16 protein-coding genes are annotated in these 13,644 nt (G+C 65.9%); 11 read left to right on the top strand and 5 right to left on the bottom strand.

Going from position 1 to position 13,644, the window contains the following annotated elements:
• Positions 1–28: 28 nt before the first annotated feature.
• The 4 genes from PCQ86_RS07010 to PCQ86_RS06995 all read left to right on the top strand — a co-directional run bounded on the left by PCQ86_RS07010 (position 29) and on the right by PCQ86_RS06995 (position 4,344).
• Positions 29–1,162: a DUF6094 domain-containing protein gene (locus PCQ86_RS07010; protein WP_254917107.1), complete on the top strand. Its 1,134-nt coding sequence runs from the start codon at positions 29–31 to the stop codon at positions 1,160–1,162.
• Between the two features lie 50 nt (positions 1,163–1,212).
• Positions 1,213–1,533, top strand: a complete 321-nt coding sequence (locus tag PCQ86_RS07005) for a hypothetical protein (protein WP_003098896.1) — start codon at positions 1,213–1,215, stop codon at positions 1,531–1,533.
• Positions 1,534–1,622: 89 nt separating this feature from the next.
• The gene (locus tag PCQ86_RS07000; protein ID WP_011804740.1) at positions 1,623–1,928 is read left to right on the top strand and encodes a hypothetical protein; all 306 of its coding nucleotides are present in this window, start codon (positions 1,623–1,625) and stop codon (positions 1,926–1,928) included.
• A 136-nt stretch (positions 1,929–2,064) separates the two neighbouring features.
• The gene (locus PCQ86_RS06995; RefSeq protein WP_033986397.1) at positions 2,065–4,344 is read left to right on the top strand and encodes a helicase-related protein; all 2,280 of its coding nucleotides are present in this window, start codon (positions 2,065–2,067) and stop codon (positions 4,342–4,344) included.
• Between the two features lie 58 nt (positions 4,345–4,402).
• Here PCQ86_RS06995 and arsH read toward each other — a convergent pair whose 3' ends face one another.
• Genes arsH through PCQ86_RS06970 form a run of 5 tightly spaced genes read right to left on the bottom strand, consistent with a single transcriptional unit; the run spans position 4,403 to position 7,461 of the window.
• Positions 4,403–5,125, bottom strand: coding sequence for an arsenical resistance protein ArsH (arsH, locus tag PCQ86_RS06990; protein WP_023108446.1), 723 nt, complete (start codon positions 5,123–5,125; stop codon positions 4,403–4,405).
• Positions 5,118–5,540: an arsenate reductase (glutaredoxin) gene (gene arsC / locus PCQ86_RS06985; RefSeq protein WP_011804686.1), complete on the bottom strand. Its 423-nt coding sequence runs from the start codon at positions 5,538–5,540 to the stop codon at positions 5,118–5,120. The genes arsH and arsC overlap by 8 nt, the downstream gene beginning before the upstream one ends.
• 16 nt (positions 5,541–5,556) lie before the next feature.
• Positions 5,557–6,633, bottom strand: coding sequence for an ACR3 family arsenite efflux transporter (gene arsB, locus PCQ86_RS06980; protein WP_270175145.1), 1,077 nt, complete (start codon positions 6,631–6,633; stop codon positions 5,557–5,559).
• A gap of 10 nt (positions 6,634–6,643) precedes the next feature.
• Positions 6,644–7,138, bottom strand: a complete 495-nt coding sequence (locus tag PCQ86_RS06975) for an arsenate reductase ArsC (protein WP_011804684.1) — start codon at positions 7,136–7,138, stop codon at positions 6,644–6,646.
• 2 nt (positions 7,139–7,140) lie between these two features.
• Positions 7,141–7,461 carry an ArsR/SmtB family transcription factor gene (locus PCQ86_RS06970; protein WP_023108449.1) on the bottom strand — a complete coding sequence of 107 codons (321 nt, stop codon included), beginning with the start codon at positions 7,459–7,461 and terminating at the stop codon, positions 7,141–7,143.
• Positions 7,462–7,629: 168 nt separating this feature from the next.
• Here PCQ86_RS06970 and pilL2 point away from each other — a divergent pair, with 168 nt between their 5' ends.
• From pilL2 to PCQ86_RS06935, 7 genes are read left to right on the top strand one after another with little or no spacing between them, the layout of a single operon-like run.
• Positions 7,630–8,196: a PFGI-1 class ICE element type IV pilus protein PilL2 gene (gene pilL2 / locus PCQ86_RS06965; RefSeq protein ID WP_270175144.1), complete on the top strand. Its 567-nt coding sequence runs from the start codon at positions 7,630–7,632 to the stop codon at positions 8,194–8,196.
• A complete protein-coding gene (locus PCQ86_RS06960) occupies positions 8,193–8,828 on the top strand; it encodes a hypothetical protein (protein ID WP_011804681.1) in 636 nt (211 codons plus the stop codon). Before pilL2 ends, PCQ86_RS06960 begins: the two co-directional genes overlap by 4 nt.
• A gap of 16 nt (positions 8,829–8,844) precedes the next feature.
• Entirely contained in the window at positions 8,845–9,570 is a 726-nt protein-coding gene (locus PCQ86_RS06955; RefSeq protein WP_011804680.1) for a TIGR03759 family integrating conjugative element protein, read from the top strand.
• Complete coding sequence (locus PCQ86_RS06950) at positions 9,552–10,142, top strand: transglycosylase SLT domain-containing protein (protein WP_196995168.1); 591 nt, start codon at positions 9,552–9,554, stop codon at positions 10,140–10,142. The genes PCQ86_RS06955 and PCQ86_RS06950 overlap by 19 nt, the downstream gene beginning before the upstream one ends.
• Entirely contained in the window at positions 10,139–10,687 is a 549-nt protein-coding gene (locus PCQ86_RS06945; RefSeq protein WP_196995167.1) for an integrating conjugative element protein, read from the top strand. The genes PCQ86_RS06950 and PCQ86_RS06945 overlap by 4 nt, the downstream gene beginning before the upstream one ends.
• A gap of 4 nt (positions 10,688–10,691) precedes the next feature.
• Positions 10,692–12,884, top strand: a complete 2,193-nt coding sequence (gene traD, locus PCQ86_RS06940) for a type IV conjugative transfer system coupling protein TraD (RefSeq protein WP_270175143.1) — start codon at positions 10,692–10,694, stop codon at positions 12,882–12,884.
• Positions 12,881–13,630 (top strand): TIGR03747 family integrating conjugative element membrane protein, encoded by a 750-nt coding sequence (locus PCQ86_RS06935; RefSeq protein ID WP_023108453.1) that lies wholly within the window; start codon positions 12,881–12,883, stop codon positions 13,628–13,630. Before traD ends, PCQ86_RS06935 begins: the two co-directional genes overlap by 4 nt.
• Positions 13,631–13,644: the final 14 nt, after the last annotated feature.

The raw sequence follows: 13,644 nt of genomic DNA, 5'->3' as shown, positions 1-13,644 counted from the left end.
GGCACGCCTTGGCGTGCTTCCGTCATTCATCCCCGCCAACCAGGAGACTTCCATGGCTCTCATGTTCCCGCGGCTCGCCCGCAATTTCGCCAAAAATGGGTACTACCCGACCGACGAACCCACGCTCGAAAGAGCCCTCAACGCACTGATGCCCAGCGACGGGCCGATGTGCATCCTCGATCCCTGCGCCGGTGAAGGCGTGGCAATCGCCGAAGCCTCTCATGCCCTCGGGCGCGAACAGACCAAGGCGTTCGCCGTCGAATTCGACGCCGAGCGGGCGCGCCATGCCCGCGGCCTGGTCGATCACTGCCTGCACGCGGACCTGATGGACACGATGATCTCCAAGCAGTCCTTCGGACTACTGTGGCTGAATCCACCGTATGGCGACCTGTCCAAGGACGTCAACGGCAACATCGGCTATCAGGGCCAGGGCCGTGCCCGCCTCGAAAAGCTGTTCTATCAGCGTTCGCTGTCGCTGTTGCAATACGGCGGCGTGCTGGTCTTCATCGTCCCCGGCTACGTGCTCGACGCGGAGCTGGTCGGCTGGTTGACGCGCCACTACACCGATCTGCGTATCTACCGAGCGGTGGAAACGCAGTTCAAGCAGGTGGTGATCTTCGGCCGCCGGGTCCGTCAGCGGGAGCTGGCACCCGATGGCGTCAAGGCCGTGCGCAATCTGCTGCTGCAGGTTGGGCTTGGCGAAGTCGAAGCCGAGGAACTGCCGAGCGAATGGCCGTTCCTGCCGTACATCGTCCCCGCCAGTCCGGCCGAGCCGGAGCATTTCTTCCGCGTGACGATGGAGCCCGAACAGTTCGCCGACGAGGTTGGCCGGCTGCAAGGCCTTTGGCCGTCGCTGGACACGCACTTGGGGACCGCGCAGCAGTCGCTGCGTCCACCGGCGCGGGCCTTGTCCCACTGGCATCTCGCCCTGGCTCTGGCCGCGGGCGCGATCTCCGGCGTCGTGCGCTCCCAGACGGGGCGCGTGCTCGTCGTCAAAGGTGACACCCACAAGGACAAGACGCTCCAGCGGGAATTCACCGAACGCGAAGACGGCTCCATCGCCGAGACACGCATCCTCACCGACAAGTTCGTGCCTGTCATCCGCGCGTGGGACATGACGCCTGGCTCCCCGACACGGGGCGAGGTGTTGACCATCCGCTGATCCACCGGACGCGCTGCCGTCCTGCTGTACCACCTCGAAGGAGAAACACCATGTTCCCCAATCCATTCAAGCGGCCTGCGCCGCGCAAGCAACCCTTGTTCGCACCGAGTACGTTGAAGTTGAGCGAGAAGGTGCATTGGCTGGCTCGGCGAGGCCTGATCGACCCCTTGGCCTATGTCCAGCGCCATGTGCGCGGGGACTGGGGCGAGATCGATGAGGCCACCCGCCAAGCCAACGACGTCGCAATCCAACAGGACAACCTGATGATCTCCCAGTACCGGATCACGCCGGAACTGGTGTTGCTCGTGAAGACCAGCGAAGACCACCAGACCACGGTGGTCCAGCTTCCCGAAGAGCGCGACCTGATCTGAAGGCGCCGCCTCGTCATCCCATCCACTTGACGGAGCCACTTCACTCCGCCAGGGGTGTCGTGGCTCAATAGCCTTTCAAGGAGGAGCCCATGGCATCGCATCGCATCGAAACCTACTGCCAGAGGCTGGCGTTCCCCATCGGGGCGCTCATCTTCAGCCGAGGCATTGATCGCCTTGTCCGCGCGGGTCGCCTGGACCCGATTCCGTACTTCAGGCGCCACACCCGTGGCGACTGGGGTGACGTCAACGTCTACCAATGGCACGCCAACGGCGTTGCACTTCAATCGGGCGCGTCGCTGGAATCGCACTATGTGATCCACCCGGGACTCGCCATTCGCATCATCACCGATGCGGGGCGCAGTGTCACCGCCATCGTGCTGCCGTCCGAAGACTGAGCACGGTTCACCCGCAGGCCACTCAGGCCAGCATCTTCAACCACCTTCGGCCGCGCGCCGATGTACTTCCCATCACGGGGCGTGCCATTGCCCCGCTGGGGGTGGTGCATGCCCCATTTTTCATTGGAGCATCACCATGTCCCTCGATCTCGAAACCACTGCCGCTGACGCCGCGCCCGTACAGGGCGAACTGCTCGACGCGGAATCATCCCCTCTGACCCTGAGCCTTCAGGATTTCGTCGGTGAGTTCGGCGACGAACTGCTCGACTCGCTCAACCGCGCCAACCCGCCGGTCTATACCGGCCAACCGCAGGCGCATCGCCAACTCGTCGTCGCCAGCCTCAAGCGCAAGCTGTTCCAGGCTCAGGCCGAAGTCGTCCATGCCGCCGCCGAGCTGCTGATCGACCGTGGCGAACGCGCCGCGATCGTCAATGGCGAAATGGGCTGCGGCAAGACGACCGTTGGCATCGCCACGGCCGCCGTTCTCAACGCCGAAGGCTACTGCCGCACCCTGGTACTTTCGCCGCCGCACCTTGTTTACAAGTGGCGGCGTGAGATCCAGGAGACGGTGGCAGGCGCCAAGGTCTGGGTGCTCAACGGCCCGGATACGCTGGTCAAACTCATCAAGCTGCGCGAGCAGTTGGGTGTGCAGCCCACGGGCCAGGAGTTCTTTGTCCTGGGGCGCGTGCGGATGCGGATGGGATTCCACTGGAAGCCCGTCTTCACCACGCGGCGCACCCGCCATGGCGACGTGGCAGCGTGCCCTGACTGCGGCACGGTCATCACCGACCTCGACGGCGAGCCGGTCAACCCGGTCGCGCTCGAAGCCGAGGAGTACCGCAGGAAGTGCAGCCATTGCGCCGCGCCCCTGTGGACGCTGATCCGCCCGCGCAGCCTGTCCGGCAGCGACCAGTCCTCGGCCGTGCTGAAAGCCTTGAAGCGCATCCCGACCATCGGGCAAGTCACTGCGCAGAAGCTGATGCAGAAGTTCGGTGACGGGTTCCTGGCGTCGATGCTGGGCGACAACATCCATGAGTTCATCAACCTCATGGACGGCAACGGCGAGCTGGTGTTTTCCGACCGCCAGGCTACGCGCATGGAACGCGCTATGGCCAATATGGAGTTTGGCTTTGGCGAGGGCGGCTACCAGCCGTCCGAGTTCATCAAACGCTACCTGCCGCAAGGCACGTTCGACCTGCTCATCGCCGACGAGGCCCACGAGTACAAGAACGGTGGCAGTGCCCAAGGCCAGGCCATGGGCGTGCTGGCAGCGAAGGCTCGCAAGACCTTGCTGCTGACCGGCACGCTGATGGGCGGCTACGGCGACGATCTGTTCTACCTGCTGTTCCGAGCCCTTCCCGGGCGGATGATCGAAGACGGCTACCGCCCGACCACGAGCGGCAGCATGACCTCGGCCGCGATGGCGTTCATGCGCGATCACGGTGTCTTGAAGGACATTTATTCCGAGAGCACCGGCACGGCGCACAAGACCGCGAAAGGCACGAAAGTCAGTGTCAGAACGGTCAAGGCCCCAGGCTTCGGCCCCAAGGGCGTGTTGCGCTGCATCCTGCCGTTCACGATCTTCCTGAAGCTCAGAGACATCGGCGGCAACGTGCTTCCGCCGTATGACGAAGAGTTCCGTGAGGTCGCAATGGACACGGCGCAAGCCGCGGCCTACCGCGATCTGGCGGGTCGGCTGACCGCGGAGTTGAAACAGGCTCTGGCGCGACGCGATACGACCTTGCTGGGGGTGGTGCTCAACGTGCTGCTGGCCTGGCCGGATTGCTGCTTCCGGTCGGAAACCGTGGTGCATCCGCGCACGCGCAACACCTTGGCGTTCGTCCCGGCTCAGTTCAACGAGTTCGAGATCAGCCCCAAGGAGCGTGAGCTGATCGAGATCTGCAAGGAAGAGAAGGCCCAGGGCCGCAAGGTCCTGGCCTACACGGTCTATACCGGCACACGCGACACGACCAGCCGGTTGAAGGTGCTGCTGGAGCAGGAAGGTTTTCGGGTGGCGGTGCTGCGCGCAAGCGTGGATGCCAGCCGTCGCGAAGACTGGATTGCGGAGCAACTGGATCGTGGCATCGACGTGCTCATCACCAATCCCGAATTGGTCAAGACGGGGTTGGACCTGTTGGACTTCCCGACGATCGTATTCATGCAGTCGGGCTACAACGTGTACTCGCTCCAGCAGGCGGCACGCCGCTCCTGGCGCATCGGGCAGAAGCAGCCGGTGCGCGTGATCTACCTCGGCTACTCCGGTTCCTCGCAGATGACCTGCCTGGAGCTGATGGCCAAGAAGATCATGGTCTCGCAGTCCACCTCGGGCGACGTGCCCGAATCCGGGCTGGATGTACTCAACCAGGACGGTGATTCCGTCGAGGTCGCACTGGCCCGGCAATTGGTCGCCGCCTGAACTTCACGCAATGCCGACGACCGAGAGGTCGTCGGCTTTTTTTCAGCGCCTCGCAGCGTCAAATTGCACCTTGCCGTACACGCCTGGACAGTGATTCAGCGCTCTCCTTGCGCTCGCTGTACCGATCCACCAGATAGGGGACCGCGTCGCGCGTGAGCAGCGTGAACTTCATCAGTTCTTCCATTACGTCCACGATGCGGTCGTAATAGTCCGAGGGCTTCATGCGCCCGGCCTCGTCGAACTCCTGGTACGCCTTGGCGACCGAGGACTGGTTCGGGATGGTCAGCATCCGCATCCAGCGGCCCAGCACGCGCATCTGGTTGACGGCGTTGAAGGACTGCGAGCCGCCCGATACCTGCATCACTGCCAGCGTCTTGCCCTGGGTCGGGCGCACCGCGCCGACCGACAGCGGAATCCAGTCGATTTGCGTCTTCATCAGGCCGGTCATCGCGCCGTGGCGCTCCGGCGAACTCCACACCATGCCTTCGGCCCATTGCACCAGTTCGTGCAGTTCCTTCACCTTGGGGTGATCGGCTGGCGCATCGTCCACCAGCGGCAGGCCGGACGGATTGAACAATCGGGTCTCGCCGCCCAGCGCCCGCAGGATGCGCGCCGCTTCTTCGGCGGCGAGGCGGCTGAACGAGCGTTCTCGCAGCGAGCCGTAGAGCAGCAGGAAGCGCGGCGCGTGCGTGACCCGTGCCGGCGCGAACAGGTGTTCGGTGTCCGATTGCTGGAACAGCGCCGCGTCGATGTTCGGCAGGTCGAGACGGGATTCAGACACGGCGGCCATCCTGATCGACCACCGGTTCGCCGTCTTCCTTGCTGAACGCGCCGCGCTGCGGCTGCGGCAGCAGGTCGAGCACGGCTTCCGAAGGCCGGCACAGGCGCGTGCCTAGCGGCGTGACCACGATAGGCCGGTTGATGAGGATGGGATGCTGGAGCATGAAGCCGATCAGGTCGTCGTCGCTCCACTTCGGGTTGCCCAGGTCGAGTTCGGCATAGGGCGTGCCTTTCTCGCGCAGCACGTCTCGCACCGGAACGCCCATCGCCGCGATCAGCGCCTGGAGCGTGTCGCGGTCGGGCGGCGTTTTCAGGTACTCGATGATGGTCGGTTCCTCGCCGCTGTTGCGGATCAGGCCCAGCACGTTGCGCGAGGTGCCGCAGGCTGGGTTGTGGTAGATCGTGATGGTGCTCATGGATGCCTCTTGGAGATTACGAAGTGGTCGCGCGGCGTTCGTACCAGCCGCGTGAGCGATTGACCACGCGCACCACCAGCAGCATGACCGGCACCTCGATGAGCACGCCGACCACTGTTGCGAGTGCTGCGCCGGAATGGAAGCCGAACAGGCTGATGGCGGCGGCCACGGCCAGCTCGAAGAAGTTGCTGGCACCAATCAACGCGGATGGCCCCGCGACGCAGTGCTTTTCGCCCGCCTGGCGGTTGAGCCAGTACGCCAGACCGGAATTGAAGAACACCTGGATCAGGATCGGCACCGCCAGCATGGCGATCACCAGCGGCTGCCGGATGATGGCCTCGCCCTGGAAGGCGAACAGCAGCACCAGCGTCAGCAACAGCGCGGCGATGGACAACGGGCCGATGCGTTCCAGTGTTCGATCGAACACGGCCTGCCCCTTGCTCAGCAGCGCCCGGCGCCAGAGCTGGGCCAGGATGACCGGAATGACGATGTACAAACCCACCGACACCAGCAAGGTGTCCCACGGCACCGTGATCGACGACAGGCCCAGCAGCAGGCCGACGATGGGTGCGAAGGCGAACACCATGATGGTGTCGTTCAAGGCCACTTGCGACAGCGTAAATACCGGATCACCGCCAGTCAGCCGACTCCAAACGAAAACCATTGCGGTACACGGTGCAGCAGCCAACAGGATCAGGCCGGCGATATAGTTGTCGAGCTGATCGGCGGGCAGCCAGTCGGCAAAGACGTGGCGGATGAAGATCCACGCCAGCAGCGCCATTGAGAACGGCTTGACGGCCCAATTGATGAACAGGGTGACCCCCATGCCCCGCCAATGCTGGCGCACCTGGCCGAGCGCGGCGAAGTCCACCTTCAGCAGCATGGGGATGATCATTACCCAGATCAGCAGGCCGACCGGCAGGTTGACCTGGGCAATCTCCATGCGGCCGATGGCCTGGAATGCGGCGGGCGCGAACTGGCCGAGCGCGATGCCGGCGACGATGCACACCGCCACCCATAGCGTCAGGTAACGCTCAAAACCGCTCATCGCGGAGTTTGCGGGCGCGGTGCCGGCGGTATTGGTTGCACTCATCGCGCGGGCCTCACTGACGGCCGATGTCGCGCAATTCGCGCTGCAACGACATGGCATCGAGACTTTTGATCGGCAGCGACAGGAACAACTCGATGCGTCGGCGCAGCGTCATGGCGGTGTCGAAGAATGCTTTGCTTTGTCGTTCCTGGGTGCCTTCCACCGCGGCCGGGTCAGGCACGCCCCAATGCGCCGAAACCGGCTTGCCCGGCCACAGCGGACAGGCCTCGCCGGCGGCGTTGTCGCAGACAGTGAAGATGAAATCGAACACCGGCGCATCGGGCTTCAAGAATTCGTCCCAGCTCTTGCTGCGGTAGCCCGTTGTCGGCAGGTGCAGCCGCTCTAGCGTAGCGAGCGCCAGCGGGTGAACCTCGCCTTTCGGATGGCTGCCTGCCGACCAGGCGTGAAACCGCCCCTGGCCTATGTCGTTGAGGATGCCTTCGGCGAGGATGGAGCGGGCCGAATTGCCCGTACAGATGAACAAGGCGTTGTAAGTGGTATCGGTCATGGTCAGCAGCAGGTCTTGGATGGAGAAACCTCGCATACGCCACCTTGGCAGCAATGCTCGGTCAGGTAACCGATCAGACCGTCCATGCGGCCGTACTCGGCGCGATAAATCAGGTTGCGACCCTGCTGCTCGATGCTGACGAGGCCAGCATGGGCCAGCTCCTTCAAGTGGAACGACAAGGTGTTGCGGGCCACGTCGAGCTGGTCGGCTAGCGTGCTCGGGGTCAGTCCGCCCGGCCCAGCAACGACCAAGGCGCGGAACACGCGCAGGCGCTGGGTGTGAGCCAGGGCGTTTAAGGCGGAAATGGCTTGATCTTCTTGCATTATTCGATAATACAACAAGTATTGAATCAATGTGCAAACCACGGTTGGGTTTGCGGGTTGCGCTATGTGTTGGACTGCAAAAGCGGGTAGCTCCGAGTTCGCATTCCTGACTGACCGCGCCGCCGCGCGCGGCCAAGGTATCGGCATCGCAACAGAAGAGCCGATGCCATGCCCGCAATCCATGTATCCCGGCACCTGGTCGGCGCCGGCCTCCTGGCCGCATCCTTGGCCAGCGGCTGCGCGACCACCACGGCGCCGCTCGCACCCGATGCCATCGAGGAAGTCTCGGCCGCGCCCGAACCCGAGGCGCCCGAGTACATCCCGGTCGTGCGCTACGGCCGCTACACCCTGGTCGAGTTGGCACCCACGGCGGCGCAGCGCGACCTGCTGTTGCAGACCATCGACGTGTCCATGCCCGAGGATGCCCGCGCCACGGTTGGCGACGGGCTGCGGCATGTGCTCAAGCGCAGCGGCTATGGCCTTTGCGAGACCGCGCATGCCGTGATCGAGCTGTACGCGCTGCCGTTGCCTGCGGCACATCTGCACCTCGGCCCTATGACCTTGCGCGATGCGCTACTCACCCTTGCCGGCCCGGCCTGGGACCTGCACGCCGATGACCGGACGCGACAGGTCTGCTTCGAGCGGCACGGCCGCGATGCAGATGCCGATCCGGTTCCCGAACCACTCGCCACCGAGGCGGTGCAGACGTTCCCGCTCGCGGGAGGTCAGCCATGAACAACGCACCACGGCCTTCCCAGCGCTCGACCGCCGCCGTGATCGTGCAGAGCCTGCTCTGGCTTTGGCTGATCGGCCTGAGCGTCTTCGTTGCCCTGAACCACCAGGCGATGAATGGCCTGGCCGACCAGGAACGGGTGGATTCCGGCCTGCAGCAGCTCGAAGCACAGGTGGTCGGGCTGACCGAGACCGTACAGCAGCGGCCGGCTACCGCAACCGCGGCGGAATTGCAGCACATCCGGCAGGCGCTGGAAGCCCGCATCGCGCAGGTTGAACAGGCGCTGGGCGGCCATGCCTCCAACGACGACCTTCAGGCCCTGCGCGCCGAGGTCGAGCAGGCCAAGGCTCGCCAAGCGACGGTTCGTGCCGCTGTGCCTGCGCAGCCGCGCTCACCAAGCAAGGCCGCCGCCAAACCTGAGCCTTTCCCGTTGCCGCTCCGCATCGTGGGTGCCGAACTGCGAGCCGGCCAGCGCAGCCTTTCCGTTGCACCAGCGACGGGCGAGTTCACTGCCGACCAGGTTCACGTGCTGCTGCCCGGCGATGCGGTCGGCCCGTGGCGCTTGCAGGCGATCGAGGGCAACACCGCCGTCTTCCAGGCCGGCGAGCAGACCCGCCGTTTGGCGATTCCCTGACGGAGACCGTCCCGCCATGAAGCCCTCGATCTTGCTCACCCTGTTCCTGCTGGCCGCAGCGCAGTTGCCCGTCTGGGCGCAGCAGCCCGCCACGGCCCAGTCCCGCAATGCCCAGAGCCAGGAGCGTCCCGTGATCGGCCGCATCCTGGACGACCGCGTGGCGAGCGACTGGGGACTGCAACCGCAGGAGTGGGCGCGCTACCGCGAACTGATGGAGGGGCCGCTGGGCATCTACTCGCCCAACCTGGACCCGCTTTCCGCGCTGGGCGTCGAGGCTCGCTCCGATGAAGAGCGGCGCCGCTACGCCGAAATGCAGGTGAAAGCCGAGGCAAGGCGCGTCGAGAAGTTGCTTGCCTACCAGCGCGCCTACGACGAAGCGTGGCAGCGCCTGAACCCCGGCATGCAGCGAGTGAACCTCCCCGATGATCTGCCGACCGCCGCAGGCGTGCGCGGCAGTAGCCGCACGGCGGTGTTCGTCAAGGACGGCTGCGCGGCCTGCGGGCAACTCGTGCAGCGCCTGCAATCCTCGGGCGCCGAGTTCGACCTCTACATGGTCGGCAGCCGCCAGGACGATGCGCGCATCCGCGACTGGGCCAAGCGCGCGAACGTCGATCCGGCGCGCGTGCGCGCCGGCAGCATCACGCTCAACCACGACGGCGGCCGCTGGCTGTCGCTGGGCCTGCCCGGCGATCTGCCCGCCGCCGTGCGCGAAGTGAATGGCCAATGGCAGCGCCAGCCGTAGCCATGCCCCTGCGCGCACTGGTGCTCACTGCCGGCCTGTATGCCGTTGCCGCCCTGGCCCAGGAGGTTCCGCCACCGGCTTACCAGCTTGCCGCCCAGCGCGCAGGCATCCCCTCGACCGTGCTCTACGCCGTGGCCTTGCAGGAGAGCGGCATCCGGCGCAACGGGCGCCTGGTGCCGTGGCCGTGGTCCCTCAACGTCGCCGGCCAGTCGCGCCGCTTCGCCACGCGCGCCGACGCCTGCGCTGACCTGCAGCAGGCGATGCGCGCCACGCCGCACACGCGCATTGATGCGGGCCTGGGCCAGATCAACCTCGGCTACCACAAGCACCGCTTTACCGGCGCGTGCGACCTGCTGGATCCGTATCGCAACCTGGCCGTTGCCGCCGAGATCCTGAAGGAGCAGCACACCCCCGGCGAGGACTGGCTGCTGGCGATCGGCCGCTACCACCGCCCCGCAGGCGGCGAGCCCGCCGCCCGCTATCGGCGCAGCGTGTCGCGCCACCTTGCCCGCGTGCAGGGCACGCGACCAGCCGCCGCGGTCCTCGCGGCGCGCCAGGAGACCTCCCCATGACGAAACCCCATCCCGCCCATCTCGCGTTCACGGGCCTGCTCATGCTGCTGTCAGGCCTGCCGCTGGCCTCGCGTGCCGGCGAGCCACTGATCGTTGTCGAGGACCGCGGCGGCACGTCGGCGCTGCCGTACTACGAAGCCCTGAACCTGCAGCCGCGCGCCAACGCACCGGCGCGGCCGCCCATCCCGACGCCCCGGGTTCCCGCCACGCCAGCGGACGAAGCCGCGATGCTGCCGGTGCGCAGCGCCAAGCTCACGCCCGGCACCGTCGCGCGACGGGTGATCGAAGCGCCCGGCCTGCGGCCGTTCGTGGTCATCGGCGACGACGAGGCTTCCCGGGCCTGGTTGCAGCGCCGCGCCGCCGCTTTGCGTGAACGCGGCGTGGTCGGCCTGGTGGTCAACGTCGAGACCGCGCAGGGCCTGGCGCGGCTGCGCGCCCTGGTGCCTGGCGTACCGCTCGCGCCCGTGGCCGGCGACGACCTGGCCGATCGCCTGGGCCTGCGGCACTACCCGGCGCTGATCACGGCCACCGGCATCGAGCAATGAAGCCATGTCAGGCAAACAGCCGGTCGAGGTTCTGCTACGCCCAGCGGTGGAGCTATACACCGTCGCGGCGTGTGCAGGCGCCGCGTTTCTGTGCCTGGTGGCCCCATGGTCGCTCGCGCTGAGCCCGGCCATGGGCATCGGCAGCGCCTTGGCGTTCGGCGCCTACGGCGCGATCCGCTACCGCGATGCCCGCATCATCCTGCGCTACCGGCGCAACATCCGCCGTCTGCCGCGGTACGTGATGACCAGCAAGGACGTGCCGGTCAGCCAGCAGCGCCTATTCGTGGGGCGCGGCTTTCTCTGGGAGCAGAAGCACACGCATCGGCTGATGCAGACGTACCGGCCCGAGTTCCGCCGCTACGTCGAGCCGACGCCGGCCTACCGCCTGGCCAGGCGCCTGGAGGAACGGCTGGAATTCGCGCCATTGCCGCTCTCGCGCCTGCCGAAGCTCACCGGCTGGGACGTGCCTTTCAACGCCGTGCGCCCGTTGCCGCCTGTCGGTGGCCTGCCGCGCCTGCACGGCATCGAACCCGACGAGGTGGATGTCAGCCTGCCGCTGGGCGAGCGCGTCGGCCACTCGCTGGTGCTGGGCACCACGCGGGTGGGCAAAACGCGCCTGGCCGAGTTGTTCGTCACGCAGGACATCCGCCGCAGGAATGCTGCCGGCGAGCATGAGGTCGTCATCGTCATCGATCCCAAGGGGGATGCCGATCTCTTGAAGCGGATGTACGTCGAAGCCCAGCGCGCTGGCCGCGAAGGCGAGTTCTACGTCTTCCACTTGGGCTGGCCGGACATTTCGGCACGCTACAACGCGGTGGGCCGCTTCGGCCGCATCAGCGAAGTGGCGACCCGGGTGGCGGGGCAGCTCTCCGGCGAAGGCAACAGCGCGGCGTTCCGCGAGTTCGCATGGCGCTTCGTGAACATCATCGCCCGCGCCCTGGTGGAACTGGGGCAGCGCCCGGACTACATGCTGATCCAGCGCCACGTCATCAACATCGACGCGCTGTTCATCGAGTACGCCCAGCACTACTTCGCCAAGACGGAGCCCAAGGCCTGGGAGGTGATCGTCCAGATCGAGGCCAAGCTCAACGAGAAGAACATCCCAAGGAACATGATCGGGCGCGAGAAGCGCGTGGTGGCGCTGGAGCAGTACCTCTCCCAGGCGCGCAACTACGACCCGGTGCTCGACGGGCTGCGCTCGGCGGTCCGCTACGACAAGACCTACTTCGACAAGATCGTTGCATCGCTTCTGCCGCTGCTGGAAAAGCTCACCAGCGGCAAGATCGCCCAGCTCCTGGCGCCGAACTACTCCGACCTGGCCGACCCACGGCCGATCTTCGACTGGATGCAGGTGATCAGGAAGCGAGCCGTCGTCTATGTGGGCCTGGATGCGCTGTCCGATGCCGAGGTCGCCGCGGCGGTCGGCAATTCGATGTTCTCCGACCTGGTTTCGGTCGCAGGCCACATCTACAAGCACGGGATCGACGATGGACTGCCGGGTGCATCGGCTGGTGCGCGCGTGCCGATCAACGTGCATGCGGACGAGTTCAATGAATTGATGGGTGACGAGTTCATTCCGCTCATCAACAAGGGCGGTGGCGCGGGCCTGCAAGTCACCGCCTACACGCAAACGCTCTCGGACATCGAGGCCCGCATCGGCAATCGCGCGAAGGCCGGCCAAGTGATCGGGAATTTCAACAACCTGTTCATGTTGCGCGTGCGCGAGACGGCCACCGCGGAACTGCTGACGAGGCAGTTGCCGAAGGTCGAGGTCTATACGACTACCATCGTCTCGGGCGCGACGGACAGCTCAGACATCCGCGGCGCGACGGATTTCACGTCGAACACCCAGGACCGCATCAGCATGTCCAGCGTGCCGATGATCGAGCCGTCACACGTCGTCGGCCTGCCCAAGGGCCAGTGCTTCGCGCTGCTGCAGGGCGGCCAGCTTTGGAAGGTACGCATGCCGCTGCCGGCGCCGGACGCGGATGAAGTGATGCCGGCGGACCTGCAGCAACTGGCCGGGTACATGCGCCAGAGCTACAGCGAGGCCACGCAGTGGTGGGAGTTCACCAGCTCGTCGGCCTTGCAGGATCCGGCCTTGCCCGACGACCTGCTTGACGATGCCGCTGCGGCCGAGCCCGGCGCGGTGGCCACCGGCGCCGACGATGGCGCGGACAACGAGGCCGTGCCATGAAGGATGCCGCCTCGACCGCGCAGCGGGAGCAGAACAAACGCCAAGGCTTGATCGTCGGCACCATCACCTTACCGTTCCGGCTGCTCGGGGTGCTCATTGGCTCGCTGCTGTTCTCGATCGCGGTGGAGTGCGTCGGCATGCACCTGTTCTGGAAGGACCAGGGCTGGCGCCACTCCCAGCAGATGCTGCAGTACGAACTCGGGCACCTGTCCGACCACTTCACGCGCAGCGTGGTCGTGCAGGAGCCGGGGCGCACGGCGCACGAGCTGGTGGATACCGGGTACGAGTGGGTGTTCGTGCGCTCGGGGTTGCTGGAGCGCATGAGCCAGACCGCCGAGCGCGTCCGCTCGGCCAGCCACGGGCAGAGCCGCAACTTCCGCTACTACATCAGCCAAGTCTATGTCTGGGCCGAAAGCTACCTGATCGCTGCGGCCTTCACGACGCTCACCTTCCTGGTGCGCCTGCTGGTCCTGGTGCTCACGCTGCCCCTGATCCTCACGGCGGCATTCGTCGGCCTGATTGACGGCCTGGTGCGACGGGATGTGCGCCGGTTCGGCGCCGGCCGCGAATCCGGCTTCATCTACCACCGCGCGAAGGCCAGCCTGATGCCGTTGGCCGTGCTGCCTTGGGTCACCTATCTCGCTCTGCCCATATCGGTGCATCCTCTGGTCATCCTGCTGCCCAGCGCGGCGTTGCTGGGGATGGCAGTCAGCCTGACCGCAGGCAGCTTCAAGAAGTACTTATGAGGTGACACGGGCGG

Source organism: Diaphorobacter sp. ED-3, assembly GCF_027625375.1.
Lineage (GTDB): Bacteria > Pseudomonadota > Gammaproteobacteria > Burkholderiales > Burkholderiaceae_C > Diaphorobacter > Diaphorobacter nitroreducens.
The sequence above is the reverse complement of the archived record's forward strand: the minus strand, read 5'-3'. Positions and strand labels throughout refer to the sequence as shown.

What these genes read in the sequence shown, in the direction of transcription:
- PCQ86_RS06970 (WP_023108449.1), bottom strand. Translation starts at nt 7,461, where the DNA reads ATGCAAGAAGATCAAGCCATTTCCGCCTTAAACGCCCTGGCTCACACC.
- PCQ86_RS06995 (WP_033986397.1), top strand. Translation starts at nt 2,065, where the DNA reads ATGTCCCTCGATCTCGAAACCACTGCCGCTGACGCCGCGCCCGTACAG.
- PCQ86_RS07000 (WP_011804740.1), top strand. Translation starts at nt 1,623, where the DNA reads ATGGCATCGCATCGCATCGAAACCTACTGCCAGAGGCTGGCGTTCCCC.
- traD (WP_270175143.1), top strand. Translation starts at nt 10,692, where the DNA reads ATGTCAGGCAAACAGCCGGTCGAGGTTCTGCTACGCCCAGCGGTGGAG.
- pilL2 (WP_270175144.1), top strand. Translation starts at nt 7,630, where the DNA reads ATGCCCGCAATCCATGTATCCCGGCACCTGGTCGGCGCCGGCCTCCTG.
- arsC (WP_011804686.1), bottom strand. Translation starts at nt 5,540, where the DNA reads ATGAGCACCATCACGATCTACCACAACCCAGCCTGCGGCACCTCGCGC.
- PCQ86_RS06955 (WP_011804680.1), top strand. Translation starts at nt 8,845, where the DNA reads ATGAAGCCCTCGATCTTGCTCACCCTGTTCCTGCTGGCCGCAGCGCAG.
- PCQ86_RS06960 (WP_011804681.1), top strand. Translation starts at nt 8,193, where the DNA reads ATGAACAACGCACCACGGCCTTCCCAGCGCTCGACCGCCGCCGTGATC.
- PCQ86_RS06975 (WP_011804684.1), bottom strand. Translation starts at nt 7,138, where the DNA reads ATGACCGATACCACTTACAACGCCTTGTTCATCTGTACGGGCAATTCG.
- PCQ86_RS06950 (WP_196995168.1), top strand. Translation starts at nt 9,552, where the DNA reads ATGGCAGCGCCAGCCGTAGCCATGCCCCTGCGCGCACTGGTGCTCACT.
- PCQ86_RS06945 (WP_196995167.1), top strand. Translation starts at nt 10,139, where the DNA reads ATGACGAAACCCCATCCCGCCCATCTCGCGTTCACGGGCCTGCTCATG.
- PCQ86_RS07005 (WP_003098896.1), top strand. Translation starts at nt 1,213, where the DNA reads ATGTTCCCCAATCCATTCAAGCGGCCTGCGCCGCGCAAGCAACCCTTG.
- arsB (WP_270175145.1), bottom strand. Translation starts at nt 6,633, where the DNA reads ATGAGTGCAACCAATACCGCCGGCACCGCGCCCGCAAACTCCGCGATG.
- PCQ86_RS06935 (WP_023108453.1), top strand. Translation starts at nt 12,881, where the DNA reads ATGAAGGATGCCGCCTCGACCGCGCAGCGGGAGCAGAACAAACGCCAA.